Raw genomic sequence first — 26,061 nt, forward strand, 5'->3', positions numbered from 1 at the left:
TATCGGTAAACCATCAAATGAAAACTAAAAAACAACCGGTTATGAATAAATTATATATACTGTTTTGTGCGGCAACATTGCTTTTGTCCTGTGGTGAAGGGGCACAGTCCAATAAAAAAATCGTAGTGAAAAATACCATGGATTTTGACCGTGCCTTTGAAACGGTCAGTATTCCTATTTCAGCACTCGAACTGGATAGTTCGGAAAACAATATTGTAATAAAGGACGTTTCAACAGGCAAAAATCTAGTTTCCCAGAAGGTCGATTCCAATGGTGATGGTGTTCTGGATGAAGTATTGTTTCAGCCTGAAATCAAAGCCAATGCGGAAAGAACTTTCGAAGTGGTAGTCTCTGATGAATTGGATACGGTTAAAACGGATGTTGATCCTGCCTGCTATTCGAGATTTGTGCCAGAAAGAACCGATGATTATGCTTGGGAGAACAATAGGGTCGCTTTTCGAACTTACGGTCCTACGGCCCAAAAAATGATCGAGGACGGGGTAAAAGGAGGTACCTTGTCCAGCGGAATAGATGCTTGGCTTAAACGGGTAGATTATCCCATCATCAATAAATGGTATAAGAAAGATCTTTCCGGCGGTGGTAGTTACCACAAAGATACTGGTGAAGGTCTCGACAATTTTCATGTTGGTGTTAGTAGGGGTGTTGGTGGTATTGCCAAGAAAATGGATACTACGTATTATATTTCAAGAAATTTCACTTCATGGAAAACCCTAAGCACAGGTCCAATACGAACAAGTTTTGTTTTAACTTATGCGGATTGGAATGCAGCCGGCGAAAAAATTTCAGAAGAAAAAAAGATTTCTTTGGATTATGGGAATAATTTATCCAGATTTGAAGTTACATTAAAAGGGACAGACACTATTTCCGCCGGACTTACCTTACACGAAAAAGAAGGGGAAAGGGATGTGAATGAGGAAAAAGGATGGATAAGTTATTGGGAGCCGCTCCAAGATTCTGAACTGGGAACGGGAATTGTTGTTCCTGTAGATAAAATGGTAGGTTACGAGGATTATGTAACCGAAAGGAAGGATGAAAGTAATCTTTTTGCACATATAAAGACCGAAAACAATAAAGCGGTATATTACACCGGTTTTGGATGGAAAAAGAGTGGTCAGTATAACAATAAGGTGGAATGGCAAGCCTATTTAAGTCGTTTTTCAGATTGTTTAAAAAATCCTTTGCTTTTTACGATAAAGTGAAGAATTGAAATTCCATTACGCAAAAAATAAAGCAAGCTATTATTTAGCTTGTTTTATTTTTTTATGTATTGTTGACTTCCTATTAATTATGTAAATAATCGAATCTTCGAACATTAACTAAGGAACAGGTCCCATATCAAGCCTAGCATTACAACACCTTATTGTTTTCCGCTTTACACTAAAACCTTGATATATAGCTACCCCATAACTTATATTCTGTTTAGCCCGTCAAGCAAAAAAGTCCTTTTAGGGGAATTCATATTAGTATTGATATTTTGTATACAACATTGAACAATATAAACTTAAGGTGATGCCTATGTAGTATTGTTTTATGAATTACCTTATACCATGAAAATACTAAAGAAGGATTAAATTTTTCCAGAAAATCCAAGGACATTTTTACTACATTAGTAATCAATTTGACCATACAAATATTTCAGTCCTTTATTTAATATTAAATAACCACAATAGTTATATACCCTTTTCTATTTCATCAATAATCTGGCATTTTTATTAGGGCAAAAAAAAGGTTGTATTTTAACAAGTGATTAATTCTATTTAAGTATTGCGCTGAAAACGTTTACTTAACAGTAAGAATAACACTCCACAAAGTAACCATGCAGGTAAGGTAACAAAGGACAAGAACACGTCATACTTTACTGAAATAAAATAGAATAGTCCAAAGCTAATGGCCCAAGCCCAAAATACAGAGGCATTGAAAGATATGTTAGCTTTCTCCGCATAGTTTTTGACAATTCCGGCTTTTTTATAAAAGAAGTGTTCAAACACTATAACTGCTCCGAAAGGCGCAAGGATAAATCCGTAAAGCGCAACAAAGCCCAATAATTTCATGGCAAATGCAGGAAAAAGTCCTGCAACGGTGGCAACGGTTCCTGCAATGATCGTAACCCAAAATGTCGATACTCTGGGAATAATCGCCTGGAAGGCCAAACCTGCCCTGTAAATGGTTGGGTTAGCGGTGGTCCACCCTGCCAAGACAACAGCAATGATACCTAACATGCCAATGGCGTTGTTCGCTAAAGGACCTGGTGCCACAGGAGGAGCTTCCCCATTAGATAAAAATGCCTGTGCTTCTGGAGACTTAAGATAAACAGCATAAAGTAAAGCCGCCGCGATCCATGCCATATAATGGCCCACATACATACCTGCAGCAGTTGTCCATCCAGCATTTGGGTTTTTTGCAAATCTGAAAACCGATAGATCCGACATTCCAATATGCATGGCAGCATTTGCAAACCAAGACCAAATAACAACATGCCAAAACGTATATTTTATTTGTCCAGGAAAAGGATCAGAACCTTCTCCCCATATATTCCAAAAATCATCAAAACCTTTAACCCCCAATTGGTTCATAGCAACGATTCCACAGGCAATAAAAGCAAGGACGATTATCGGTGACATATAGTTGGCTGCTTTCGAAACCGTGTCATAACCTTTAGAAGCGATTAAAGAAATTACCGCTCCAATAATAATAACGATTATAACCCATGTCATCCCATTGGGCATGGTATCGGTTAGTTTGGGCATTTCCATATCAAAAGGAATCCCCACTGCGGTAGCGGATACGGTGATCATAGAACCTGCCAAGAAACAGAATAGGATTCCATTGGCAAGATTATATGCCGTCACCAACTTTTTACCACAGATCTTTTCTAATTGGTAATACAAGGTAAATCTATTATCAACTGCAATTTTTGCCGTTAAAAAACGCCAACTCAATACCGCAAGAAGGTTTCCTATCAACAGTCCCACAATTAAATCAAATGCGCTAACACCAGCGGTAAGAAACAATGGGCCGATCATGAATTCGGTTCCGGCGGCATGTTCTCCTGCATACATTCCCAAAAAACTTTTCCAACCCTTTAATTTAGATTGTGGAACTCGTTCTCTTTCAAACTCCCCCCCTGCTGCAATTTCCACTTCTTCTTCAATATTGTATTGGCCCATTCTTTGTTTGGTTTAGTTGATAAAAGCATTTAATTAAAATAGATTTCCTTTTTTAACCGTTAAAGACCCAAACCGGTCTAAAACATATCGGACAATTAATAACTGTCTTTGTTGAATTAAAATAGTAAAAACGAAGATAGCGTTTGGATTACAAAACTCTATCCTGCACTGTACCGCTATCAATTCGATTCAGGAAAAAAATACAATTATACCTGTTCATTTTTACAGGGTGCTACAGGACAGTTAAGGCCATTAATTGGATTAATTTTATTTCCAGCCATATGCCATTTTAATTTCTTATGGCCAAAATGTAATCATAAAAATGAAAGTAGGCTTATTTATTCCGTGTTATATTAATCAATTGTATCCCCAAGTAGGGATTGCTACTTTAGAATTATTAGAGAAATTGGGTGTCACCGTATACTATCCACAGGGACAAACCTGTTGTGGCCAGCCACTGGGAAATTCAGGTTATGAGGAGGATTCCAAAGGAGCTTGTCAGGTTTTCGTTGAAAATTTCAAGGAATATGACTATATCGTAGGTCCTTCGGGAAGTTGTATCTATCATGTTAAGCATCATTTTGATATTTTAGAGCAAACACCCGATGTTATAAAAGTGAGGAACAACGCTTACGAAATGTGCGAATTCATAGTGAAAGTGTTGGGTATTACCGATGTCGGCGCATCATTCCCCCATAAGGTGGGCCTGCATAAAAGTTGCCATGGTTTAAGAGGACTAAAACTAGGTTCATGTTCAGAAAGAATGGATCCGTATTATTCCACGGAAGAAGAATTATTGAACCAAGTTAAAGGGCTGGAACTAATGCCCTTAACCCGAAAGGATGAATGTTGTGGATTTGGGGGTACATTTTCCGTATTCGAGGAAGCAATATCAGTAAAAATGGGAAAAGATCGTATCCATGATCATCTAGATAGCGGAGTAGAAGTAATCACAGGGGCGGATCATTCCTGTTTAATGCATATGGAGGGCTTGATCAACAGGAACAAACAGCCTTTGAAAGTAATGCATATAGCTGAAATTTTAAATACTAGTATGTAGAGGCATGAGTCACGCAAAACAGGCAGAAATATTCAATAAGAACGAAGCCAAGGTAAATTGGCACGATAAAGCTTTATGGTATGTGCGGGAGAAAAGGGATAATTCTGCCCATAACGTTAAAGGTTGGGAACATTTAAGGGATTCGGCATCTGGCATTAAAGCCCACGTATTATCGAATTTGGATGAGTATTTGATACAGTTTGAACAAAATGCCCTACAGAACGGCATAAAAGTACATTGGGCTTCAGACGCTGAAGAACACAATACCATTATTCACGAAATACTAAAAGACCATAAGGCTGAAAAGGTTGTGAAAAGTAAGTCTATGCTTACTGAAGAATGCCATTTAAATCCCTATTTGGAAGAAAAAGGAATTGAGGTCATTGATACGGACTTAGGGGAACGCATTGTGCAATTGGCAAAAGAGCCACCTAGCCATATTGTATTGCCCGCCATACACAAAACCAAAGAGGAAGTAGACGTTCTCTTTCAAGAACATCTTGGGACAAAGGCCAGCCAAGGAGACCCCGAGTACCTTACCAATGCAGCAAGAAAACACCTTAGAGGCAAATTTTTAAATGCCGATGTAGCGATAACCGGTGTTAATTTTGCAGTTGCCGATACCGGTGGTTTTGTAGTTTGTACGAATGAAGGTAATGCGGACATGGGCGCCCATTTGGCGAAGGTACATATTGCCTGCATGGGGATTGAGAAAATAATTCCCAAGGAAGGGCATTTGGGCATATTCCTACGCCTTTTGGCAAGAAGTGCAACAGGACAGCCCATTACTACCTATTCTTCCCATTTCAATAAACCTACTGAAGGTAAAGAAATACATATTGTCATTGTGGACAATGGAAGAACGGAACAATTGAGCAGGGAAGATTTTAGGGCCTCGTTACATTGTATCAGATGTGGTGCATGTATGAACACTTGCCCTATTTACAGACGTAGTGGAGGTCACAGTTATGATGCCACTATTCCAGGGCCTATAGGTTCTATTTTATCTCCAGGAAAAGATTTAAAGAAACATAGCTCTTTACCATTCGCATCAACGTTATGTGGTTCTTGTTCCAATGTTTGTCCTGTTAAAATCAACATTCACGAACAGCTCTATAAATGGCGACAGATCATTGTAAAAGAACAGCCACAACCTGTGGTTAAAAAATCTATCTTAAAAATGACCGGAACCGTATTTTCAAAACCCGGTTTGTACAGCTTTATTGGGAAATCAGCTAGATTCGCATTAAAATACGCCCCGAAATCATTGATTTATTCCAAATTGAATGCATGGGGAAAGGCACGTGATCTGCCCGAAGTCAAAAACGAAAATTTTGATGACTGGTATAAAAAAAGAAGTAAAAACAATGGGTAGGGAAGCAATATTAAAATCAATTAAAAACAATAAGCCCGACTTACTTTCTATCCCGGAAATTGATGTAACCCAATTTACGGAAGAAGTAAATCTAATAGAGGTTTTCAAAAATAATGTTAACCTAGTAGGAGGTAACATTAAAGAAGTGGATCCACAAGATATTGACGTAGAGATCAAAAAGATGTACCCTAACGCTGAAAAAATAGTATCAGTGGCCGATGAATGTTCATTGGGTACCGTTCAAATTTCAGGAAAAACAGACCCCCACGAACTTAATTCCATAGATTTAGCCATTATTAAAGGATCTTTGGGGGTTGCCGAAAACGGAGCTGTATGGATATCGGAAAATGAAATAGTCGTCCGGGCATTGCCTTTTATTACCAATGATTTGGTTATTGTCCTACCTAAAGATCAATTATATCTACATCTGTTGCATGCTTATGAGATCATTGGTAAAAGGGAAAGGAGATTCGGGCTCTTCTTATCAGGACCGTCTAAAACGGCCGATATAGAGCAATGTCTGGTCATAGGTGCACAAGGTGCCATAAGTTTGACCGTCATATTGATTTGAAAAAATAAAACCCAACTAAAGTTAGTTGGGTTTTTTTATATGATATGTTTAAAACGTATTAATAATACTTGGCATAAACTACTTTCGTCTGCAGGTATTCTTCCATACCATGCTTACCATCTGCACCACCGATTCCTGATTTTTTCCAACCTGCGTGAAAACCTTGAATCGCTTCAAAATGCTCTCTGTTCACATAGGTTTCACCAAAATGTAAGCCCGTGGTGGCACGCATAATATTATTATAGTTTTCAGAAAAAACAGAAGAGGTTAAGCCAAATTGGCAATCATTGGATAATGCTATCGCCTCATCCAACGAACTGAATTTCATTACAGGTAGTACGGGACCAAAGACCTCTTCCTGAATAATATCCATATCTTGTTTACAATTGGTCAATATGGTAGGCTCATAATAAAAACCTTTCTCAAATTTTTCAGGTCTTTTACCACCTATCAATACCTCGGCACCTTCTTTTTTGGCAAAATCAACCATCTCGGTAATTTTATCCAATTGGCTTTTTGATACCAAGCTGCTCATATCGGCATTTGTTCCGGTCAAAGCATCTTCTATGACGACCTCACTGATTTTTTTAGTGAGTTTTTCCACAAACTCGTCATAGATACTTTCTTCTACATAAGCCCTTTCTGCACAGTTACAAACTTGACCACTAAAAATAACCTTCGAGGAAACTATTGAATTTACAGCCAATTCCATATTAGCATCGGCGCAAACAATTGCAGGAGCCTTACCTCCCAACTCTAACGATACTTTTGTAATATTCTCCGCGGAAGCCGTAATAATTTGTTGTCCGGCCGAAACACTTCCCGTTAAACTCACGATTCCTGTAATAGGACTTTTTGAAAGGGCATTTCCAATGATTCTCCCTGAACCACAAACAAAATTCAAAACACCGTTCGGTAGTCCTATATCCTTAATAAAATCAGCAAATTCCATGATTGTATTCGGTGCTTCGGAACTTGGTTTCAAAACGCAGGTATTCCCTGTTATTAGTGAAGCGGCAACCTTTCGGGCCATAACGAAAAATGGGAAATTCCAAGGGCATATTCCCACTGCCACCCCAATAGGGGCCTTATGAAGAAATATATGTTCCTTTTCATTATCACTTTGAATGATTTCCCCTTCTATTCTTCTTGCCCAAGCAGCATAATAATCAAAATAATCAGCGGTTACATCTATTTCTATTTGTGCTAATCCGATGACCTTAGCTTGTTCGGTGGCCAAGGTTTCTGCCAAGAAAATCCTATTTTCCCTAATAACCGTTGCCATCTTGTGCAAAAAAGAGGCCCTTTTTATGGCTGGGAGTGCTTCCCATGCAGGCTGCGCCTCATTTGCAGCTTCCAAAGCCAAGTTAGCATCTTCGACAGAACCAGTTGGTATGGTGCTAATGACTTCTTCAGTACAAGGGTTTATAACTTCTATTATCGTTGTCGAGGAGGATTTTACAAACTGTCCGTTGATATATTGATTATACTGTTTCATGCTATGGAAAAATCTATTTTAATGTGGATGTTTATGTTAAAAATTTCTTTCTTAAATCTTCTACTTGATCATCGTTAATGGGCACCATTTGACCTAAAGAAGTACCCAAAACAATTGATTTGGCACTAAATTCAGCAACTTCCAGATAATCAAAGGTCTGTAATAATTTATCTCCCGTTATCATTATCGAATCATTTTCTATGATAAGGGCCGTGGTACAATTTTCGGTAATCTTGGAATCAGCGTTCGTTTTAAAATGGCTACCATATTCTATTGTTGGAATATCTTGTAAAAAGATCCAACTTTCAGGAATCGTACGTACGTTCAAATAGGTCTTTGTTACTCCAAAAGCCATTAAATAAGGTGATTGGGTCATGATAATGGAGTTCACCTCTGGGTTTTTATTGTATATCTCCTGATGTATCCAGGTTGCCCTGCTCGGTGTTTTCCCTCCTTCCCGTTTACCATCCTTTATTTGAACCACATCATCGATATCAATATCCCAGCGATTTACGTCGGTCGGGGTAATTAAAAAGTCGTTCCCTTTCCATCGCATAGAAGCGGTACCGTATGAACTTATCATTAAGCCTTGCTCACAAGCACGCCTCACAATATTGCAAATTTCCAAACGTTTTTCGACTTCATCCGAAGGGTATTCCACCTTTTCCATTGCAGGCATCATCGAAGGTACTTGAGCTTCAAATTGATCAATTTGATCATCGGTCAAATAGTTAGGAGTACCTATTTGAGTGCCATAAAGTATCGTACGGGCACAAAATTCCAATGTTTCAAAACGCTTAAATGCATCTGTGAGATCACTTCCTCCCAAAACAGTACCATGATTCTCCATAATAACGGCCTTGAACCCTTTTTTGAATTCATCGGCAATTACCTCACCCAAATCTTCACTTCCGGGCAACTTATATTCTGCGTAGCCAATTGGGCCGCAGATATGTTTAGCCTGGGAAATAATGTTGGTATTCGGTATCTGTCGTACGATACTGAACGAAACCAATGCCGGTGGATGGGCATGTATTACTGACTTAACATCTGGTCTGGCTTCATAAATCGCTTTGTGAAAAGGAAACTCAGATGAAGGTTTATGATCCCCTATTACGGTTCCGTCCTTTTTTACACAGATAATATCGGAGGCACGTAAAGAGCCTTTATCAATTGCGGAGGGCGTTACCCATATGTCTCCATTTTCATCGATAATAGAAATATTACCACCCGATGTGGTGGTCATACCCCTTTTATATATTCTACTGATGACAGTGGTAATTTGATCTCTCGGGTGTACTAATGTTATATTCTTTGACATTTGTTTTCAATTTTAGCTTGTTCAGCTGATTATAAATGGTACGTGTTTTTTTAACGAGTAATTCTTTTTAAGGAACTTTGAATCCAATTTGGAGTCCGAAATGGCAATGGCCGCTCCCAATGCTGAACCCAAGGCCGAATCGGTGGTTCTAAGTTCCATGTTTCTTAAATAATGGGATAATAATTTTATATAGACCCTGTTGTCGCTAAAACCACCATCGATATATAATTTTTGTATCGTATCCCCACTGGTAGCAATTTCAATACTCTCTACTTGCAACAATACCAACTCTACCATTAAATGATGGTAGGCTTGTTCAAAACTATCGTAAGGAATCTTGGTATCTAAAGGCATTTCTTTAGTTTCAAAACTGATCCATCGAAACATCGGTTTAAAATCCTTTAGTATTTTAAAATAGGTATCTTGATTAAAATCAACACATTTGTGATAATCCTTATGTACATTAAAATGTTTGGAAAGATTCTGTACTTGAAGATTGTACTCATTGCCTAAGAACATACGGGAAGACTTTACAGGCTTTCCGTTAATACGCATATAATTAATACACTCTTTCTCAATATCCCCTTTAGTCAATGACGCATTGGAAAAAGGGTTCAACGCAATGCTCCAGGTTCCTGTAGAAACCAAAACGAACTTCTCCTTTTCACTTCGTACATACGGCAAAAGAGCGGCCGAGCTATCATGGATCCCAACGCCGATCTTAATCCGTTTTCCGTTATAGTTCATATTCATACTGGTCTCTGTGGAAACGATGGGCGGCAGTATGCGATGTATGCCTTCTGCATATACCCAATCGTGATAATCCCTTTTGCCATAATCCCACAAAGCCGTATGGCAACCGATACTGGTATATTCGCTTATCGGAATCCCAGTGAACACATAGCTGATATATTGTGGAAGGTGAAGTGAATATTTAATCTTTTTAAAAATCTCTGGCTTGGTCTGTTTTAGCCAATACAACTGCATGCCCGAATTGAGCATTCCGGAATTCGATGACCCCGTAGCAACGGCAAAATCCATTTCAGGTCCATACTTCTCAAAAAAGGAGTCAATATACTTCTTATCCAACGGTTTGGTATAATTGTATAATGGTGTCAAAACCTCCCCATTTTCATCTAAATGGACCAAACTTGCCCCATAGGTAGAAAAATTAATAGCGGTAATGTTATATTCCTTTTCGACCAATATCTTATCGAACACCTCCTTAAGCCAAGTCTGTAACGCTTGAAGATTTTCAGTCGGATAACCGTCTTCATCCTCAATGGTTTCAAATTTGGTATAATCACGGTAAACCTCTTGGTAATCCTTATCAAAAAGAAAGAATTTTTTATTGGTTTTTCCTATATCGAATACTGCGGTGACATCCATTTATATACTTGTTGATTATAATCCCGTCGCTACAGAATTGGCCCCTCTTTCTTTTATTAGTTCTTTTCTTACCGTCAAGGACCTGTAAGCATTGATAGGGCTTATAACCCCTCCGCTATTCAACCTCGCTTTTTCCAACAATGGCCTTACATCGGTACGATAGGCATCTTGAAGAATTTCTTGACATCTTACAACATCATGGTTAAGTTGAGCTTCAGTCAATAATTTCTGATCTACCAATAACGCTTTCGCATAGGCTTCTTGGATTGCCTCTAAGGATTGGATCAAATCTTCCAAAGGATCCTTAACGTTATGGCTGGCGTCGATCATCCAAGCAGGATATGGGTTCTGGGGATTGTTCTCCATACCATAAACTAATGCATTGAAAATCAAGAAAAGTGCATAGGGCTTAACGCTACCTACCGTTAGGTCATCATCCCCGTATTTACTATCATTGAAATGAAAACCGCCCAATTTTCCCTTCAGCATAAGGGTAGAAACGATTTGTTCTATATTGGTATTGGGTAAATGGTGCCCTAGGTCTACCAAACTGAATGCTTTCTCACCGCACTCATTGGCCAACATGAACGAGGTTCCCCAATCTTGAATCACGGTACTGTAAAAATTTGGTTCGTACGGTTTATATTCTATAAAGAGTTTCCAATCGTTCGGCAATGCCTTATAAATATCTTTTAAACTATCCTGGGTATGGTTCAATGCGGTCTGAAAGTTGCTCTGCCCTGGGAAATTGGCACCATCGGCCAACCATACCGTTAAGCTTTTTGAACCTAGCTTGTCCCCTATTTTAATTACCTCGATGTTATGGGCTATTGCCTGCTCACGGGAACCTTTACTGGTATTGGACAAGGAACCGTATTTATAGCTTTCCGCTGCATCTTTTTGATCTTGGAAGGTGTTAGAGTTTACGGCATCGAAAACAATATCATGGGAATTCGCCAATTCCTTTATCGCAGCATAATCCTTAGGCACATCCCATGGTATATGAAGCGAAATTGCCCCAGCAGTTTGTGTTAATTTATGCAATAACCCTACATCATCAATTTTTTGTTCCAGTGTGCTTGGCTCTCCCTGAAAGCCAAAACGCCCAAACCTTGTACCACCTGCTCCCAATGCCCAACTTGGTATGGCAACTTGGAATTTCTCAAGCTTTTGAATAATTGTATTAACATCTTTATCATCCTTTGACAAAGTATCTCCCAAAAAATTAAATCTATCACGATGTGATGAAAGATTTTCTTTGTTCTGTTCTTCTATTTGATCTTTATTTATTCTCATAATATAATTACTTTCTTTTCTAAAATAAGCTTCAAAGGGCCTACACCCTAAGAAGCTTGAAAAAAACTAACAAAAACTAATACTATCTTACAAATGCGTTGGCCATTCCGCCATCCACATTGATGATATTCCCTGTTGTCTTATCCAAAATACCGACACAGGCAAAAACACCTTTTGCAATATCCTCAGGATAAATAATTTCGTTCAGTAGATTTCTTTTGGCATAATGGGCCGGTAATTCATCAACAGTAATACCATAGGCTTTGGCACGGCCTTCGGCCCAATCACCTTCCCAAATCTTACTGCCGACTATGACCCCATCAGGATTTACAGTGTTAACCCGGATTTTATCACCTCCCAATTCCGCGGCCAATAGTCGTGACATATGTTGCTGGGCAGCTTTTGCCGTACCATACCCAACATTGTTGGGCCCTGAAACCAATCCGTTCTTACTTGCTATACTAATGAAATCACCACCTAGGTCTTGGTCGCGCATTACGCCTACCCCCTGTTTGGCCAATTCAAATTGCCCCTTGACCAAAACATTCTGAAGAATATCCCAGTCTTTTTCAGTTGTATCTGCCAATGGTTTGGAAATCGCCAATCCGGCACTATGTACCACGATATCCACACCTCCAAATTCTAAACAAGCTTTTGTAAATGCTTCGGAAATAGACTCGCTTTTTGTTACATCACAAACTGCATAAGCTGCCGTATCCCTCCCATAGGTGTTCAAAGCCTCTTTTAATCTGTCTTCCGCAATATCGGTCAAAACTACGTTTGCACCTTCGTCTGCGAGTTTATCAGCGATGGCCTTACCAATACCACCACCTGCACCAGTAACAAGGGCTACTTTTCGGGATAAGGGTTTTTCTTTTGGCATACGCTGCAGCTTGGCCTCTTCCAATAGCCAATATTCAATATCAAAAGCCTCCTGTCTAGGTAGGGCCGTATATTCCGTAATGGCTTCTGCACCCCGCATTACATTAATGGCGTTCACATAGAATTCGCTGGCCACACGGGTGGTCTGTTTGTTCTTGGCAAAACTGAACATTCCTACACCCGGATATATAATGATTACAGGATTGGCATCCCTCATTCCTGGACTATTATCTCGCTTGTGATTATCGTAATACTCCTTATACTCTTTTCTATACTTATCGAATGCCGGTTGTAATTTTTCAAGTACAGCTTTTCTATCGGATAAATCTTCTTGCTTATCCAAACCCAAAACTAAAGGCTGGATCTTGGTACGCAAAAAGTGATCGGGACAGGATGTTCCCATCGGGGCCAATCTGGCAAGGTCATTACTGTTTATATATTCCAGTACAACATCACTATCTGTGAAATGCCCTATCATCCTATTTTCCGAAGAACAAAGACCTCTTAGCAACGGCATAAGCTCGGCCGCTTTTTTAGAACGTTCCTCTTTAGGAAGGCTATCGATTTTTTGTCCTCCGAATACACTTCCTTTCTCTTTAATCTTTCTTTCTATAAATTCAGAGGCCATTTCGATAACCTCTAGACTGTTCATATAACACTCGTAAGAAGTATCGCCCCAAGTGAACAATCCATGACTGCCCAACACAATTCCACGAATTCCCGGATTGTCGTTCAAACATTTCTCTAACTGTAGTCCTAAATCAAAACCAGGTCTTTGCCATGGTACCCATCCCATGGTATCACCCCATATCTCTTTGGTTACTTTCGCGCTATCTTTTGCCGCTGCTACGGCAATAAGCGCATCTGGATGCAGATGATCTATGTGTTTAAAAGGCAATAAACCATGCAATGGAGTATCAATAGATGGTGCTTTACTATCCAAATCGTATATACAATGGTTGAAAAGACCGACCATACGATCTTCATCTGAAAGCCCGCCGTATACGTTTTTCAAATTACGTAAACGTTCTGTATAAAGACCAGCAATCCCAGACTTGGTCAATGTACCTATATCACCGCCTGAACCCTTGATCCACATGACCTCGACATCCTCATTGGTCAAAGGATCTTTTTCAATGGTCTTACAGCTTGTATTACCACCACCATAATTTGTAATTCTTAAATCTGCCCCTAAAATATTCGAACGATAAAGAAACAGTTCAACCTGATCATCCCCAAGCTTACCCGCTTTCGAATCATCCCATAGATAATCTACATATTTAAATTCTTTTACCTGCATTGGACTTTGTTTTTTATTAATTTGCTCATTGACGAAATTAAAGTTTGACCTGCAACATTGCATCCTGTACTATGCTGACAGGTATTTTTAAGTAAATTCCATAATAAATATATACCTTTATACATCGAAATGATTGTCGACAGGCGACAACCTAAATAAACCCCAAAGCAATAAATCTTGGAAAGACTTAATCGTTTTTTGATAAATACCGATTCACGGATTCCTAAATACAAACAAGTTATGGATTCCATAATAAATGGTATCAATAACGGAACACTTGGAATGGGCGAAAGAATACCTTCGATAAATGAAGTAAGTGAAGAGTATTTATTGTCTAGGGATACCGTTGAGAAGGCTTATGGTCTCTTAAAAGAAAAGAGAATAATCGTTTCAGTAAAAGGTAAAGGGTATTATATAGCAAAGACCGATCTATCCATTAAGGTTAATGTGCTTTTTTTAATCAATAAATTAAGTACATATAAAATGCACATCTTCAATACATTCGTGAATTCATTGGGTACAAATGCCAATGTTGACCTTGACATATATCATTGCGAACCTTTGGTATTCAGTAATATTTTGGAAAAAAAGAAAGATTTTTATGACTACTATGTAATCATGCCCCATTTTAAAAATGAGGATTTACAACATATGGGGTGTACAGATGAAATCCTAAAGGCTATCCATTCCATTCCCAATGGTAAATTGATCATCATGGATAGGAACCTAAAAAGTCTAAGTAAAGAGGCTGGAAGGATTTACCAGGATTTTACCGAAGACATTTTCAAAGCATTGACCGCTGCTTATGACAAATTAAAGAACTATAGAAAGATCATGCTGGTTTATCCCAACAAATCGGTTTATCCTTATCCTAAAGGAATCGTTACGGGCTTTAAAAGATTTTGTATTCAGCATAATATGGATTACGAGATTCTGGATGAGATTTATGAAGGCATGGAACTACAATTAAAAGATCTTTATATCATAATCGAGGAAGACGATCTTGTACATTTAGTCAAACAAGTTAGGGACAGGCACTATAAGATGGGTGAGGATATTGGTATTATTTCCTATAATGACACGCCCTTGAAAGAGTTACTCGGGATTACCGTTATGAGTACCAACTTTAAAAAAATGGGAGAAGAAGCTGCCAAGATGATCTTAAATAACAAAAGAATAGAAGTAAAAAATGAATTTAACTTTATAGATCGTTTTTCATTATAACATAATATCCTTTAACACATACAAAATACTTTCCCCTATCCGAACAATGTTGTTATCGTTGTTTTTATTACGTAATCCATAGAATTCTGTAAAAAACCGTATTTTGAAGCTTTTACCGTTCCGTAAATTTTCAATGAACAATTTCACTTTTTTTACCTCACAGTATAGTACAGGATGGACTCATAAATTTAAGTTAATAATATTGTTAAGAATTCACTAAAAAAAACAAGGTTTTGTTAAGGATTGTAAAATAAAACCTCCCTTTTTTAGTGTATTAAAACTAGTCTAACAATTAATAAATTAACTTGAAATGAAAAAAAAGTGTAACAGACGATTGCGTTTTACAATGTTACCTGTTTTGATGACAATGGTTTTCTGCATGTTATCTATTTCTACTGCTTTTGCGCAGGTAAAATCAGTAGCGGGATCGGTAACCGATGTCAATGGAGAACCCATTCCTGGAGTAAACATTGTACAGAAGGGAACAACGAACGGAGTATCAACTGATTTTGACGGCAACTATGCCATAACCCTTAAAGAGGGTTCTAAGGTATTGTTATTTTCCTATATCGGATTTGATACGCAAGAGATTACAGTGAATACTTCTAACATTAATGTAACGTTAGAAGAAGACACCCAAGCTTTAGAAGAGGTTGTGGTTATTGGTTATGCCCCAGTTGAACGTAAAAAAGTACTTGGTTCAATTGCGTCGGTCAAAGCGGAATCGATTGTGCAAGCCTCACCTGTACAGGCCTTTGATGCCGTACAAGGAAAATTGGCCGGGGTTCAGATTTTGAGCAACAATGGTCCAGGGCAAGGGTTTGATATTCGTATACGTGGTGTCTCTACTTTTGGTAGTGGAACTTCTCCCTTATACGTTGTTGATGGCCAGCAATTGGATGATATTGACAATATCGACCCCAACGACATTGCTTCATTAGAGGTGTTAAAAGATGGGGCTACCGCAGCGATTTATGGTTCTAAGGCAGCCAACGGGGTTGTTCTCATTACAACCAAATCGGGTAAATCAGGTGATTTAAAGATAGAAGTAAGCCAAACTACGGGGTTTAATTCTTTAGTCGGGGATTTACCTGTCGTAAATACCGAAGAACGATTTTTACTTGAGAAAAAAAGAGCGGGTAATTTAGAAACTTTACCTCGTTTAGAACGGGATTCTTTAAGCTTACTTCGAAGAAATGATTACGATTTACAATCTATGCTTACTAGACCGGCAGTAAGAACCCAAACAAACTTTTCAATTAGTGGTGGTAGTGATAAGGTTAGATTTTTATGGAATACCGGCTATCTATACGAAGAAGGGGTAGTAATCAATAGTGATTATAAAAGAATAAACACCCAGTTAAAGTTAGATGCCAATGTATCTAAAAAATTTAAATTAGGAACAAGGTTGGCCTTAACCAACCAAGACAAATCAGGATTGACAGAGGGGGGTATTTTCACCCATCTTGTGGAAAGGTTGCCCTATCTACCTTTGTACGAACCAAATGGTTCGTATACACCAACGATTGGTGGACGTAAAAACCCTTTGGCTTTTGCCAATTTGCAGGTTAGGGATGATAGGGATTTTCGAATCCAGGTTTTTAATTATGCACAATTGGAAGTTTTACCAAAACTTACGATCAAATCTACATTGGGTGTAAATTGGAGATTTAGAAAACAAGATCAGTTTGACACGAAACTTATTGCCAATAGAATCGAAACAGGTAATGATCAGGCAAGGTTACTTCAAGATATGACCTACGATATTCAACAAGAAAACTTCCTAAATTATAAAAATAGATGGGGTGATCATGATTTAGGGGCCTTTGGGGGTATGCAAATCCAAAAATACTTCATTGAGTATACCGATTTTAGATCAAGAATACTCAACAACTCATATGTTCAGACCTTGAACAATGCATCACCGGGTTCCATTACTGGCGATAATAATGCCAACGAAAGGCATAATCTATTTTCACTATTTGCTGGGTTCAATTATGATTTCGCCGACAAATACCTAATAGGAGGTACCATTCGCCGTGATGGTTCATCAAGATTCGGTGATGAAAATGAATATGGTGTGTTTCCTTCGGCCACTTTGGGTTGGAGAATCAGTAATGAGAACTTCTTAAAGGACAGTGAACTCATAAACAACCTTTTGGTAAGGGGAAGTTGGGGTGTAACAGGTAATGAACGAATTGGTAACTATAATTTTACCGAAGTTTTAGTAGCTGGGCAATCTTATAATGGCAATTCAGGGATTGGGCCTCAAAGTTCTTTGGCAAACCCAGAATTATCATGGGAGGAAACAGAATCTACCAACCTAGGTCTTGATCTTTCAATACTCAAAAACAGGGTCGATATTAATCTTGACCTCTGGCAAAAGAAGACTACCGGTCTTTTAGCAACAACGCCATTACCCGAAGAATCAGGTTATAGTGGTATTCTAAGAAATGTAGGTGCCGTTGATAACAGGGGTATTGATTTTAGTATCACAGGAACCATTATAGATTCTAAAGACTTTACATGGAGTAGTAATTTCAATATTGGTTTTCTTGAAAATGAAGTTACCAAGTTAGATGGTGGAACCGAATTTTATCCCGGAGGAAGGTATTTGGTTCGAGAAGGTGAGCCCATTGGCAATATTTATGGTTACAAAAACCAAGGAGTTTACCAATATACTGAGTCCAATGCATATACCGATGATGGTACTCGTTTAACTCCAAACTTTGATGGAGACGGTAATTTCACAAATTATACATTGAATGGTGCTGAATATACCGATACCGTTAATAAAATAAAGGTAAATGGGAGAACTCCTGAAGGCGGGGATATTATTTGGGAGGACCTGGATGGTGACTTTAATATCACCGCAGATGACAGGCAAATATTAGGTAATGGTTTGGCAACGACCTATGGTGGTTTTTCCCATGATTTAAGATATAAAAATTTAAGTGTCAGCTTGCTATTTGATTTTAGTTTAAACCATGATATTTATAGTAGATGGGACGAAGACAGGAATGACCTAGCGGCGGGTGCCGAGAGTCCAGGACCGGAACGTGTTTATGGAGCTTGGTTCGAACCTGGAGATGAGACCATTTATCCAAGATTGGACAGGGTACCTCAAAATCGTTTAAAACCTAACAGCTTTTTTGTATCTGATGGTAGTTTTATCAAATGGAGATATATTCGATTCAACTACATTTTTGATCAAAAAGTTATTGATAAGATACCTGGTGTAAAAGGGGCATCCATGAATTTTGCCGTGAACAATCTAATAACTTGGACAAATTATAAAGGTTATAACCCGGAGTTAGGTAACAGGGGAAGTGCCTTAACACCCAATATGGACCAGTTAAGGTACCCTAATGATAGAGAAATCATTTTAGGTGTTAAATTTCAATTTTAAAAAAAAGAGCTATGTTGAAATATATAAAATATAAAGATTTAAAGAACTTTAAAATTGCCACATGTGCTTTAGTACTTATGATTGGAGCATGGTCATGTGATGATTTGGTAGATGAAGAGCCTATTAGTGATATAGGCAAGGACTCATTTTATGAAAACAATGATGATTTGTTCGCAGCATTAACATCTGTCTATGATGGGATGCAGGCATTCTATAAAGATCAATATTTTTATTGGGGCGAATTTAGGGCCGATAATCATTTGCCAACAGGTGCCAGTGCAAATAACGATGAAATAGCCAATAACGTAATATCTGCAGGGAACGGAGCTGCTAGGTGGGGAGATTTGTACGCTACGGTACTTAGAGCCAATGCGGTAATCAACAATGCTCCAAATATTGTTGGGTATAATGAAGATTACGTTGCAGAGGCACTTGCTATTAGGGCAAAATCGTACTTTGATGCAGTGAGGGTTTGGGGCGATGTTCCCGTTTTTACAGAGCCTGTTAACGGATTCGATGATTCATTCAAACCAGTTACCGATGCCAGCACGATAATCAATGATATAGTTATTCCTGATATGATCAGAGCTCAAGAACTTAGCACAATCCCGTCTGCTGAATTTAGATTTTCCAAATCAAGCATTTATGCGCTTCAAGCCGAGGTATATCTGTATTTAAAAGATTATCCAAAGGCAAAAACGGCAATAGAATCCTTAATCGACCTAGGAACGCACCGTTTGGTTACAACACCACAGGAATGGAGGGATCTGTTTTACAATAGTAATACCGATGATGAACCCTTTGGAAAGATACAAACGGGACCGGAATTGATTTTTTCCATTAAATATGATGCTGTAGGCGAAGAAGCTGGCTCAGGAAATCCGAACAGATCGGGAATTGCGCAATTATTCCGTGGTGGAATTCCATCCTACCTTATGTCGCCCGACGTTGAAGCTAAGTGGGTCGAAAAGTTTCCTACAGACTCAACAGCATGGGTAACAAAATATCCTGGTGTTGATCCCGCTACCACAAGAACAGTGATTGTAGACGATGGTATGGGGGGTACCATGGAAGAAGAACGATTTAATTATGGGGATTGGAGATATTTTTATTCTCGCCAAAGTGGTTACTCCGGATTAGGTTCACTTCTTACAGGAGAGGCAAAAACTGGAAAATGGGGTGATACGGTGTATCCTTCCAATGAGGATGAAACCGACGTAGTAGTGTACCGTTATGCTGATATGATTCTATTATTGGCCGAAATTGAGAATGATCTTAATGCCGACGGAACAAGGGCATTGGAGCTCATAAATGATATCAGAACGGCAAGGCAATTACCCCAAGTGGATGCAATGGAATTTGGGGCAACCCAAGCTGAACGTCTTGATTTTATATTAGAGGAACGTCGCTTTGAATTATTTGGTGAAGCTAAAAGATGGTGGGATTTGGTCAGAAATGATAAGGCCATAGAAACTTTGACTCCTATTATACAAGCTAGGGGTATTTCTGATCCATTGACCCAAGAGCGATTATTATGGCCAATTCATAACGACCATCTCTTGGAAAATCCTTTATTATCTCAAAATGCAGGATATTAAAATAAAAAAAATAATACGTATGAAAACATTTGTTAAAATAAAATTTGTATTACTACTATGCATAGGTATATCGCTCATTTCATGTGACCTAGAGGTTCAGGACACCTATAATTTCGAAAGTGGAGCCGTATTTTCAGATCCATTTGAAAATAATACCGCATGGGAATTTATTGAGTCTTTAAATGGTGTAAATGAAGATGGCACCTTAGATGGCGAACACTTTCAATATATGGAAGCGGCCATAAGGAAAGCGGAAATGATCGATGTCTTTAATCAAACTGCGGATACGCTAAGAACCTATTTGTTATTGAACAATAATGCTTTCAAAGGAGCAGGAAATGTCAATCAAATAGTGACTGGTCTTAGTGGTACGGCTTTGGAAGATGCTGAAACCAACCTAACTCCGGATGAGTTGATGGAGTTTGTGGATACACCGGAAAAACTGGAAAAACTAAGAACAATACTAAAATATCACATCACTATGGATTATGTTCTGCAAGTTCCAACTTTAGGGGTTACCGGGACCTTTTACGTTTTTCAAACACTCGTTCCCGGTGATGATGGCTTAATTGCTTATAGTAGGGATGAAGATTGGGATATCAAAGTAAATGACAGAGGTGCTCCATTACCAAGTTCAGCTTATTCTGGAGGTTGGAATGAAAACGTACGTAACCACAACTACGTCTTTTCCAATGGTGTTGGTCATATACTTAATGACCCGGTTAGAAATCAGCCCTATTAATCTATGAATATTCGTAGAATAAAAATGGAAATATTATAGTTAGAGTTTATTGAGTTAGTCACTAGTATCCCCTTTATAGTAATGAAAATTACTGTAAAGGGGTTTTTTCTTAATAGCATTAATATAAAATAGCATTGTTTCGCCGTATCCGATTAATGATTTTAATCACTATTTTTTAGGTTTATTGTTAATAGTGCCGTTTAACTATATTAAATAAATGATGCAGGATTCTGTTAGTAAATTTTTAAATAAAATACACATACCAAATCAATCAAAATTATATACCACATTTCTGAATTAGAATGCAATAAGAATTACCCATTTATTGTAAACAATATTTTAGCTTTAGAAGTTTAAGAAAAAACAATCCAAACTTCATAATTTTCATTGAATGAATGTTAAAGTTTGAAAAATAATATTTTTCCAGATTGGTTGATGAGCTATTATTCTTTTTATCAAGAATTTGAAACTCGCGTTCTGTTTTCAAAAAAACACCAGTTTAAAACACTGTTTATCATACAGTTACATGTTCGGTGCGTAAATCGGTGCGTAAAACATCTACCAAATACGATAAATTACTGTATTTCGGCTAGTTAGAAACTTTAGGATAGTTCCTCTTTCTCCGCAAAAAGAAACCCATAACGAGAGTTATGGGTTTTTCATTTTACAGAAAGTTTTAAACGTAGTTAAATAAAAGTAAGGAAGTGAGAAAACCTCTAACGGTGGCATATTTCGGTCTCTTTTGTCAGAGAAAAGCCTTATATAAAGGTTTAAAATGATATGTACAGTTATTTTTCGACTTCAATTCCTATATTCATCAATTTCAATTCTTTATGGTAAGTTTCCATTCTTGCGTATGCGGTTCCGTCAACTAACATGATGATGATTAGCATGGCAATTGTTGTGATACCAATAGCCCGCCAAGTTGGTGCATTAATGAGTAATATTATTAATGCGGCAATAATTATTAGAATTGGAATGACCTTGAAAACAACTGTGTATTCCTTTAATGTACTTTCGGTACGTTCAATTTCAGATTGGTAAAAGGCAGGAGCATCAGCATTAAAAGCATTTTCAAATTGGGTAATCCTTGATTTGTTGGTGTAAAATAAACCAAGTCCTATGGTCATAAGTAAAACACCTGCCACCAATGTCGGTATAATGTATGCCTTTGCCAAATCCGTTTTTCCCAACTGCCAAAACCCAACGCTTCCAACTAAAAACAAAAGTGCAAAAAGGATGAAGAAACGTGTTGAAAAAACTTCGGATTTCGCCCATTCAGTGGCTAATTTTAATAATTCCATAGCTTAATTAAGTTTATATTTATCTCTAAATTCGGTTGGACTTATACCTTCTTTCTTTTTAAACAATCTAGAAAAATAAGGTGGATATTCAAACCCTAATTCATAAGCCACTTCTGAAATACTCTTGTCGGGTTGTAATAAAATATTCTTTGCTTCATCTATTAAATGCAAGTGTAAATGCTCTGTTGTGGTTTTACCCGTTTCTTTTTTAAGTGTATCACTTAAATAACGTTGTGATACCGACATTTCATCCGCGATTTGTTCTATGCTCGGAATACCCTTTTCCTGTAGTTGACCGGATTCTAAATAAATCGATATTTGCTTATTGAACTTTTCCAATAAATCATTAGACAGTTCTTTCCTGTTTAAAAACTGTCTTTCATAAAATCGATTGGCATATTTTAATAACGTGTCCAAATGGGAAACAATAATGTCTTTACTAAATGCATCGTGGTTGTTTTGATACTCTATCTCAATATTTTCCACTATGGACCCCAACTGCTTTTCTTCTTTGGGGGAAAGGTGTAACGCTTCATTTACCGCGTACGAAAAGAAACCGTATTTTTTGATCTGTTGTGCAAGTTCGGTTCCTTTTAAAAAATCTTCGTGAAAGTTTATTGAAAAACCTTTTTGCTCAAAGACCACACTATTGTCCCATTGTAACACTTGTCTCGGTGCAATACATATCAAAGCCCCGTTCGTAAAATCATACTTTGTTCTACCATAGTTTAAATTTCCGTCTACATATTTTTTAAAACTAATGGAATAACAATCATTTGTAATAGGTGGTGAACTTTCCCTTGGACAAGGCAAATAACCATCACCTTTTGAATTGAACACACTCAACATAGGGTGCTCTGGTCTAGGCAGTCCTATATAATCCAAATACGATGATAATGTTTTGAAATGTTGCATATTACAAATTTAGATATTCCATTTTACACCTGTTTCCTTTTCTGAAAGTTCCCATAGTCTCTTGGCTACCGCTTTATCTTTGGCGTGTGGCTCCAATTTATGTTCTCCTACGGGACCTGTCCAGTTATTTCTACCAGTTGGGCCGTAAAAACCATTTTGATCAAGGTTCGGTTCTGTGGCACACATCACTTGTGGATAAGCGCCTTTTTCCGCTGATTGTACCAATGGGGACAACTTCATTAATTGCCAAATAAAGCGTGTCATTAAACTGCCGCTGGTCTTAATGAGTGAAGTTCTGGAAGCACCTGGATGGCAGGCATACACTTTTACATTGGTTTTCCCGGCTTTTTTTAATCTATCCTGTAATTCGTAAACACACATGATCTGTGCTAACTTACTTTGGCTGTATACATCATTGGGACCATAGTTCCTGTCCCAGTTCATATCATCGAACTGTATGGTTTTGATTCCTAGATTATACCCCATACTACCAACAACGACTATTCTACCTTCAGATGCTTCAATTTGTGGATAAAGCATTCCTTGCAATAAAAAGTTGCCGTAGTGGTTTACGCCAAGTTGGCTTTCAAAACCATCAACCGTAAATGTTTGTTTGGGCACTTGGGCAATTGCAGCATTACAAATTAGTGCATCAATCTTCGATACTGTTTCAAGAACTTCCCCAGCCGCTTTTTTAATGGAAGCTTGCTCAGCCAAATCCATTTGTATGGATGTTACATCTATAGCATTACCAAGTTCTTGTTTTAAAACTGCAATAGTATCTTCTGATTTTTTTTGGTTTCTATTGAGCATTACCACCTTTGCTCCTTTTGATAGCAAGATTTTGGCTGCTTCAAACCCTGTTCCACTTGTAGTGCCGGTTATGACGTATGTTTTGCCTTTTAAATTTTTGATTCTATCGGGTGTCCACCCTTTTTTGCCAAATGTATTTGTCTGCATTGTTGCCTGTTTTATATGTTTTAAAGAATAGGACAAAGATCGGATGCATCTGGTCTAAGGTACGTATACAAATTTTCGAATGTTGTATACTTTTTGGTGGATTGAGGTGGATTTATCTACTGAATATCTGCCACCATATTAATATCAGCCCCTTCCAAATGCTTCAATGATTGAGGGTGATCGTATAAATTAATCATTGCCCTACCTATTCTTGTGGTTGTAGTGACCGATTTCATCCGCTTCATTAATGGAAATAATGGACGGGTAACAACATAGAGCATATGGTATAATTTTGTATTCGATTTTGTACCACGTTCTGGTAAAATAGCCCCAGGACGAAACATATAGGCATCTTTAAACCCCATATTCAAAATCATATTTTCGGTTTTACCTTTTACACGTGCCCACATTGTGCTACTTTCCTCTGTACTATCAGTACCTGCTCCCGACACATAATTAAAAACCATGTTAGGGTTTATGCTATATAATACTGTTGCTAAAGCTTTTGACATGGTATATGTAATTTCAGTAAATTTTTCTTCGCTCATTCCGGCACTTGACACTCCCATACAATGAAAACATGCATCGTAACCTTCAAGTTGCCCTTTTATTGAGGTAAAGTCCCTGAAATCTTTATGAATAACTTCTTTAACCTTGGGATGGGATATATCTAAATGTTTTCGATTAATAAGTAATACCTGATCTACCGAAGGGTCATCAATACACTCCAGTAAAACCCCTTTACCCAACATTCCTGTTGAACCTGTTATTATAGCTTTCATTTCGTTTCTAGTTTAAAGTTCTGTATTCCGTTGGGCTGTATCCTGTTTTCGATTTAAAAAGTTTGCTGAAATGCTGTGGATATTCAAAACCAAAATCGAAAGCAATTTCACTAACAGATGAGTTTGATCCCAGAAGTTTTGTTTTAGCCTGCTCAACCATATACAATGTAATATGTTCTTTTGTACTTTTCCCGGTTTCCACCTTTAACAGATCACTCAAATAGTAGCCCGACATATTGAGAGCCTCCCCGCATTGTTGTACTGTCGGTAGGCCTTGATTTATTAATAACCCCGATGCAAAATAATCTTTCAGGAATTTTTCAAATCGAACCAGGTAGCCTTTATTAAGGTTTGTTCTTGTATAAAACTGACGGTCATAAAAGCGGTTACTGTACTTTAACAAACTTTCTAAGTTAATGTTAATGAGTTCTTGGGAATGCTTATCTATATTATCACTAATCTCTCTTTTAATATTATTGATCAGTTCAAGGAGAATACGTTTTTCTTTTTCCGATACATGCAAAGCTTCATGGGTTCCATAATCAAAAAATAAATATTTAGAAATGGTATGGGCGAGATTCGAATGCCTGATCAGGTCGGGATGAAACACAATTGTCCAACCTTCTTCTTTTTCCACACTATTTTCTTGTCCAGCTTCAAAAGAAATAACCTGCCCAGGAGCAGTATAGATCAAAGTTCCTTCTTGATAATCGTAAGAATTACGACCATAAAGCATTTCGCACGACTTCATCGTTTTTAGACTTATCATATAGAGGTTTACCCTATATTTACCATTGTGCACTTCAACATTAGGATTATCACTTGTAGAAAAAATCGAAATTAGGGGGTGCTGCGGACTTTGGAGTTCCAATACCTTATGTACTTCGGAAATTAGATTTATATTGATTATACTTTCCATACTATAAAAATAATGCTTTATGAACTTTTAGGTTTTGATATTTGTTACTTCCCCGAATGATAATTTTACTTGAAAGCCATTGAAGACTTTCATGCCCTGCCATCCCTATGTTCAAGCCAATAAAATTAGCAGCTGTTCCTTTATTTATTTATTATAAGGTAATAATAAGCCGTCTTAACCATAACAACCAGTACCTCCCTAGAATACATTTACTTCGTCAGCAGCTATTTTTGGCTTAAATGCCGTACTTGAAGTGCCTATTGAAAATTTCTTGGTTGAACCCAATATAAAATGCATTGCTGAAATCTTTTGAATCCCTTGCTTTCGG

General features: G+C 37.8%; 19 protein-coding genes. 8 read left to right on the top strand and 11 right to left on the bottom strand.

Annotation, left to right across the window (positions count from 1 at the left end; all coding sequences use genetic code 11):
* Window positions 1-1,220: DUF4861 family protein (locus tag R3X28_RS15845; RefSeq protein WP_317665616.1), on the top strand; the 1,220-nt coding region annotated here is incomplete at its 5' end.
* Between the two features lie 558 nt (window positions 1,221-1,778).
* Here R3X28_RS15845 and R3X28_RS15850 read toward each other — a convergent pair.
* The gene (locus R3X28_RS15850; RefSeq protein WP_154366924.1) at window positions 1,779-3,188 is read right to left on the bottom strand and encodes a purine-cytosine permease family protein; all 1,410 of its coding nucleotides are present in this window, start codon (window positions 3,186-3,188) and stop codon (window positions 1,779-1,781) included.
* Window positions 3,189-3,510: 322 nt separating this feature from the next.
* Here R3X28_RS15850 and R3X28_RS15855 point away from each other — a divergent pair, with 322 nt between their 5' ends.
* The 3 genes from R3X28_RS15855 to R3X28_RS15865 are packed head-to-tail and all read left to right on the top strand — an operon-like array spanning window position 3,511 to window position 6,194.
* Window positions 3,511-4,248 (top strand): (Fe-S)-binding protein, encoded by a 738-nt coding sequence (locus R3X28_RS15855; protein ID WP_154366923.1) that lies wholly within the window; start codon window positions 3,511-3,513, stop codon window positions 4,246-4,248.
* A 4-nt stretch (window positions 4,249-4,252) separates the two neighbouring features.
* Window positions 4,253-5,623, top strand: a complete 1,371-nt coding sequence (locus tag R3X28_RS15860) for a LutB/LldF family L-lactate oxidation iron-sulfur protein (protein ID WP_154366922.1) — start codon at window positions 4,253-4,255, stop codon at window positions 5,621-5,623.
* Window positions 5,586-6,194: a lactate utilization protein C gene (locus R3X28_RS15865; RefSeq protein ID WP_179955102.1), complete on the top strand. Its 609-nt coding sequence runs from the start codon at window positions 5,586-5,588 to the stop codon at window positions 6,192-6,194. Before R3X28_RS15860 ends, R3X28_RS15865 begins: the two co-directional genes overlap by 38 nt.
* Before the next feature lie 58 nt (window positions 6,195-6,252).
* Here R3X28_RS15865 and aldA read toward each other — a convergent pair whose 3' ends face one another.
* The 5 genes from aldA to R3X28_RS15890 form a co-directional block, all read right to left on the bottom strand.
* Complete coding sequence (gene aldA / locus R3X28_RS15870; protein ID WP_154366920.1) at window positions 6,253-7,692, bottom strand: aldehyde dehydrogenase; 1,440 nt, start codon at window positions 7,690-7,692, stop codon at window positions 6,253-6,255.
* A gap of 31 nt (window positions 7,693-7,723) precedes the next feature.
* Window positions 7,724-9,013 carry a class II aldolase/adducin family protein gene (locus tag R3X28_RS15875; RefSeq protein WP_154366919.1) on the bottom strand — a complete coding sequence of 430 codons (1,290 nt, stop codon included), beginning with the start codon at window positions 9,011-9,013 and terminating at the stop codon, window positions 7,724-7,726.
* A gap of 21 nt (window positions 9,014-9,034) precedes the next feature.
* The gene (locus R3X28_RS15880; protein WP_154366918.1) at window positions 9,035-10,402 is read right to left on the bottom strand and encodes an FGGY-family carbohydrate kinase; all 1,368 of its coding nucleotides are present in this window, start codon (window positions 10,400-10,402) and stop codon (window positions 9,035-9,037) included.
* Between the two features lie 15 nt (window positions 10,403-10,417).
* Window positions 10,418-11,698, bottom strand: coding sequence for a sugar isomerase (locus R3X28_RS15885; protein ID WP_154366917.1), 1,281 nt, complete (start codon window positions 11,696-11,698; stop codon window positions 10,418-10,420).
* An 82-nt stretch (window positions 11,699-11,780) separates the two neighbouring features.
* The gene (locus R3X28_RS15890) at window positions 11,781-13,880 is read right to left on the bottom strand and encodes a bifunctional aldolase/short-chain dehydrogenase (protein WP_154366916.1); all 2,100 of its coding nucleotides are present in this window, start codon (window positions 13,878-13,880) and stop codon (window positions 11,781-11,783) included.
* Between the two features lie 177 nt (window positions 13,881-14,057).
* Here R3X28_RS15890 and R3X28_RS15895 point away from each other — a divergent pair, with 177 nt between their 5' ends.
* The 4 genes from R3X28_RS15895 to R3X28_RS15910 all read left to right on the top strand — a co-directional run bounded on the left by R3X28_RS15895 (window position 14,058) and on the right by R3X28_RS15910 (window position 20,853).
* Window positions 14,058-15,104 carry a GntR family transcriptional regulator gene (locus R3X28_RS15895; RefSeq protein ID WP_281351233.1) on the top strand — a complete coding sequence of 349 codons (1,047 nt, stop codon included), beginning with the start codon at window positions 14,058-14,060 and terminating at the stop codon, window positions 15,102-15,104.
* A 310-nt stretch (window positions 15,105-15,414) separates the two neighbouring features.
* On the top strand, window positions 15,415-18,513 hold the full coding sequence (locus R3X28_RS15900; RefSeq protein ID WP_154366913.1) for a SusC/RagA family TonB-linked outer membrane protein: 3,099 nt from the start codon (window positions 15,415-15,417) through the stop codon (window positions 18,511-18,513).
* A gap of 11 nt (window positions 18,514-18,524) precedes the next feature.
* Window positions 18,525-20,111, top strand: a complete 1,587-nt coding sequence (locus tag R3X28_RS15905) for a RagB/SusD family nutrient uptake outer membrane protein (RefSeq protein ID WP_154366911.1) — start codon at window positions 18,525-18,527, stop codon at window positions 20,109-20,111.
* Between the two features lie 19 nt (window positions 20,112-20,130).
* On the top strand, window positions 20,131-20,853 hold the full coding sequence (locus R3X28_RS15910) for a hypothetical protein (protein WP_282055924.1): 723 nt from the start codon (window positions 20,131-20,133) through the stop codon (window positions 20,851-20,853).
* Window positions 20,854-21,641: 788 nt separating this feature from the next.
* Here the strand turns inward: R3X28_RS15910 and R3X28_RS15915 are convergent.
* The 5 genes from R3X28_RS15915 to R3X28_RS15935 all read right to left on the bottom strand — a co-directional run bounded on the left by R3X28_RS15915 (window position 21,642) and on the right by R3X28_RS15935 (window position 25,733).
* Window positions 21,642-22,157, bottom strand: a complete 516-nt coding sequence (locus R3X28_RS15915; protein ID WP_317665625.1) for a hypothetical protein — start codon at window positions 22,155-22,157, stop codon at window positions 21,642-21,644.
* A gap of 3 nt (window positions 22,158-22,160) precedes the next feature.
* A complete protein-coding gene (locus R3X28_RS15920) occupies window positions 22,161-23,072 on the bottom strand; it encodes a helix-turn-helix transcriptional regulator (RefSeq protein WP_317665627.1) in 912 nt (303 codons plus the stop codon).
* Between the two features lie 9 nt (window positions 23,073-23,081).
* Entirely contained in the window at window positions 23,082-24,032 is a 951-nt protein-coding gene (locus R3X28_RS15925; protein ID WP_317665629.1) for an SDR family oxidoreductase, read from the bottom strand.
* Window positions 24,033-24,148: 116 nt separating this feature from the next.
* Window positions 24,149-24,814, bottom strand: a complete 666-nt coding sequence (locus R3X28_RS15930; RefSeq protein WP_317665631.1) for an NAD-dependent epimerase/dehydratase family protein — start codon at window positions 24,812-24,814, stop codon at window positions 24,149-24,151.
* 7 nt (window positions 24,815-24,821) lie between these two features.
* Window positions 24,822-25,733, bottom strand: coding sequence for a helix-turn-helix domain-containing protein (locus R3X28_RS15935; RefSeq protein WP_317665633.1), 912 nt, complete (start codon window positions 25,731-25,733; stop codon window positions 24,822-24,824).
* Window positions 25,734-26,061 lie beyond the last annotated feature (328 nt).

Source organism: Maribacter sp. TH_r10 (assembly GCF_033101095.1).
Classification (GTDB): Bacteria; Bacteroidota; Bacteroidia; order Flavobacteriales; family Flavobacteriaceae; genus Maribacter_A; species Maribacter_A luteus.

Coding starts and splice junctions, on each gene's coding strand:
- R3X28_RS15850 (WP_154366924.1), bottom strand. CDS start 3,188: ATGGGCCAATACAATATTGAAGAAGAAGTGGAAATTGCAGCAGGGGGG.
- R3X28_RS15855 (WP_154366923.1), top strand. CDS start 3,511: ATGAAAGTAGGCTTATTTATTCCGTGTTATATTAATCAATTGTATCCC.
- R3X28_RS15860 (WP_154366922.1), top strand. CDS start 4,253: ATGAGTCACGCAAAACAGGCAGAAATATTCAATAAGAACGAAGCCAAG.
- R3X28_RS15865 (WP_179955102.1), top strand. CDS start 5,586: ATGACTGGTATAAAAAAAGAAGTAAAAACAATGGGTAGGGAAGCAATA.
- aldA (WP_154366920.1), bottom strand. CDS start 7,692: ATGAAACAGTATAATCAATATATCAACGGACAGTTTGTAAAATCCTCC.
- R3X28_RS15875 (WP_154366919.1), bottom strand. CDS start 9,013: ATGTCAAAGAATATAACATTAGTACACCCGAGAGATCAAATTACCACT.
- R3X28_RS15880 (WP_154366918.1), bottom strand. CDS start 10,402: ATGGATGTCACCGCAGTATTCGATATAGGAAAAACCAATAAAAAATTC.
- R3X28_RS15885 (WP_154366917.1), bottom strand. CDS start 11,698: ATGAGAATAAATAAAGATCAAATAGAAGAACAGAACAAAGAAAATCTT.
- R3X28_RS15890 (WP_154366916.1), bottom strand. CDS start 13,880: ATGCAGGTAAAAGAATTTAAATATGTAGATTATCTATGGGATGATTCG.
- R3X28_RS15900 (WP_154366913.1), top strand. CDS start 15,415: ATGAAAAAAAAGTGTAACAGACGATTGCGTTTTACAATGTTACCTGTT.
- R3X28_RS15905 (WP_154366911.1), top strand. CDS start 18,525: ATGTTGAAATATATAAAATATAAAGATTTAAAGAACTTTAAAATTGCC.
- R3X28_RS15910 (WP_282055924.1), top strand. CDS start 20,131: ATGAAAACATTTGTTAAAATAAAATTTGTATTACTACTATGCATAGGT.
- R3X28_RS15915 (WP_317665625.1), bottom strand. CDS start 22,157: ATGGAATTATTAAAATTAGCCACTGAATGGGCGAAATCCGAAGTTTTT.
- R3X28_RS15920 (WP_317665627.1), bottom strand. CDS start 23,072: ATGCAACATTTCAAAACATTATCATCGTATTTGGATTATATAGGACTG.
- R3X28_RS15925 (WP_317665629.1), bottom strand. CDS start 24,032: ATGCAGACAAATACATTTGGCAAAAAAGGGTGGACACCCGATAGAATC.
- R3X28_RS15930 (WP_317665631.1), bottom strand. CDS start 24,814: ATGAAAGCTATAATAACAGGTTCAACAGGAATGTTGGGTAAAGGGGTT.
- R3X28_RS15935 (WP_317665633.1), bottom strand. CDS start 25,733: ATGGAAAGTATAATCAATATAAATCTAATTTCCGAAGTACATAAGGTA.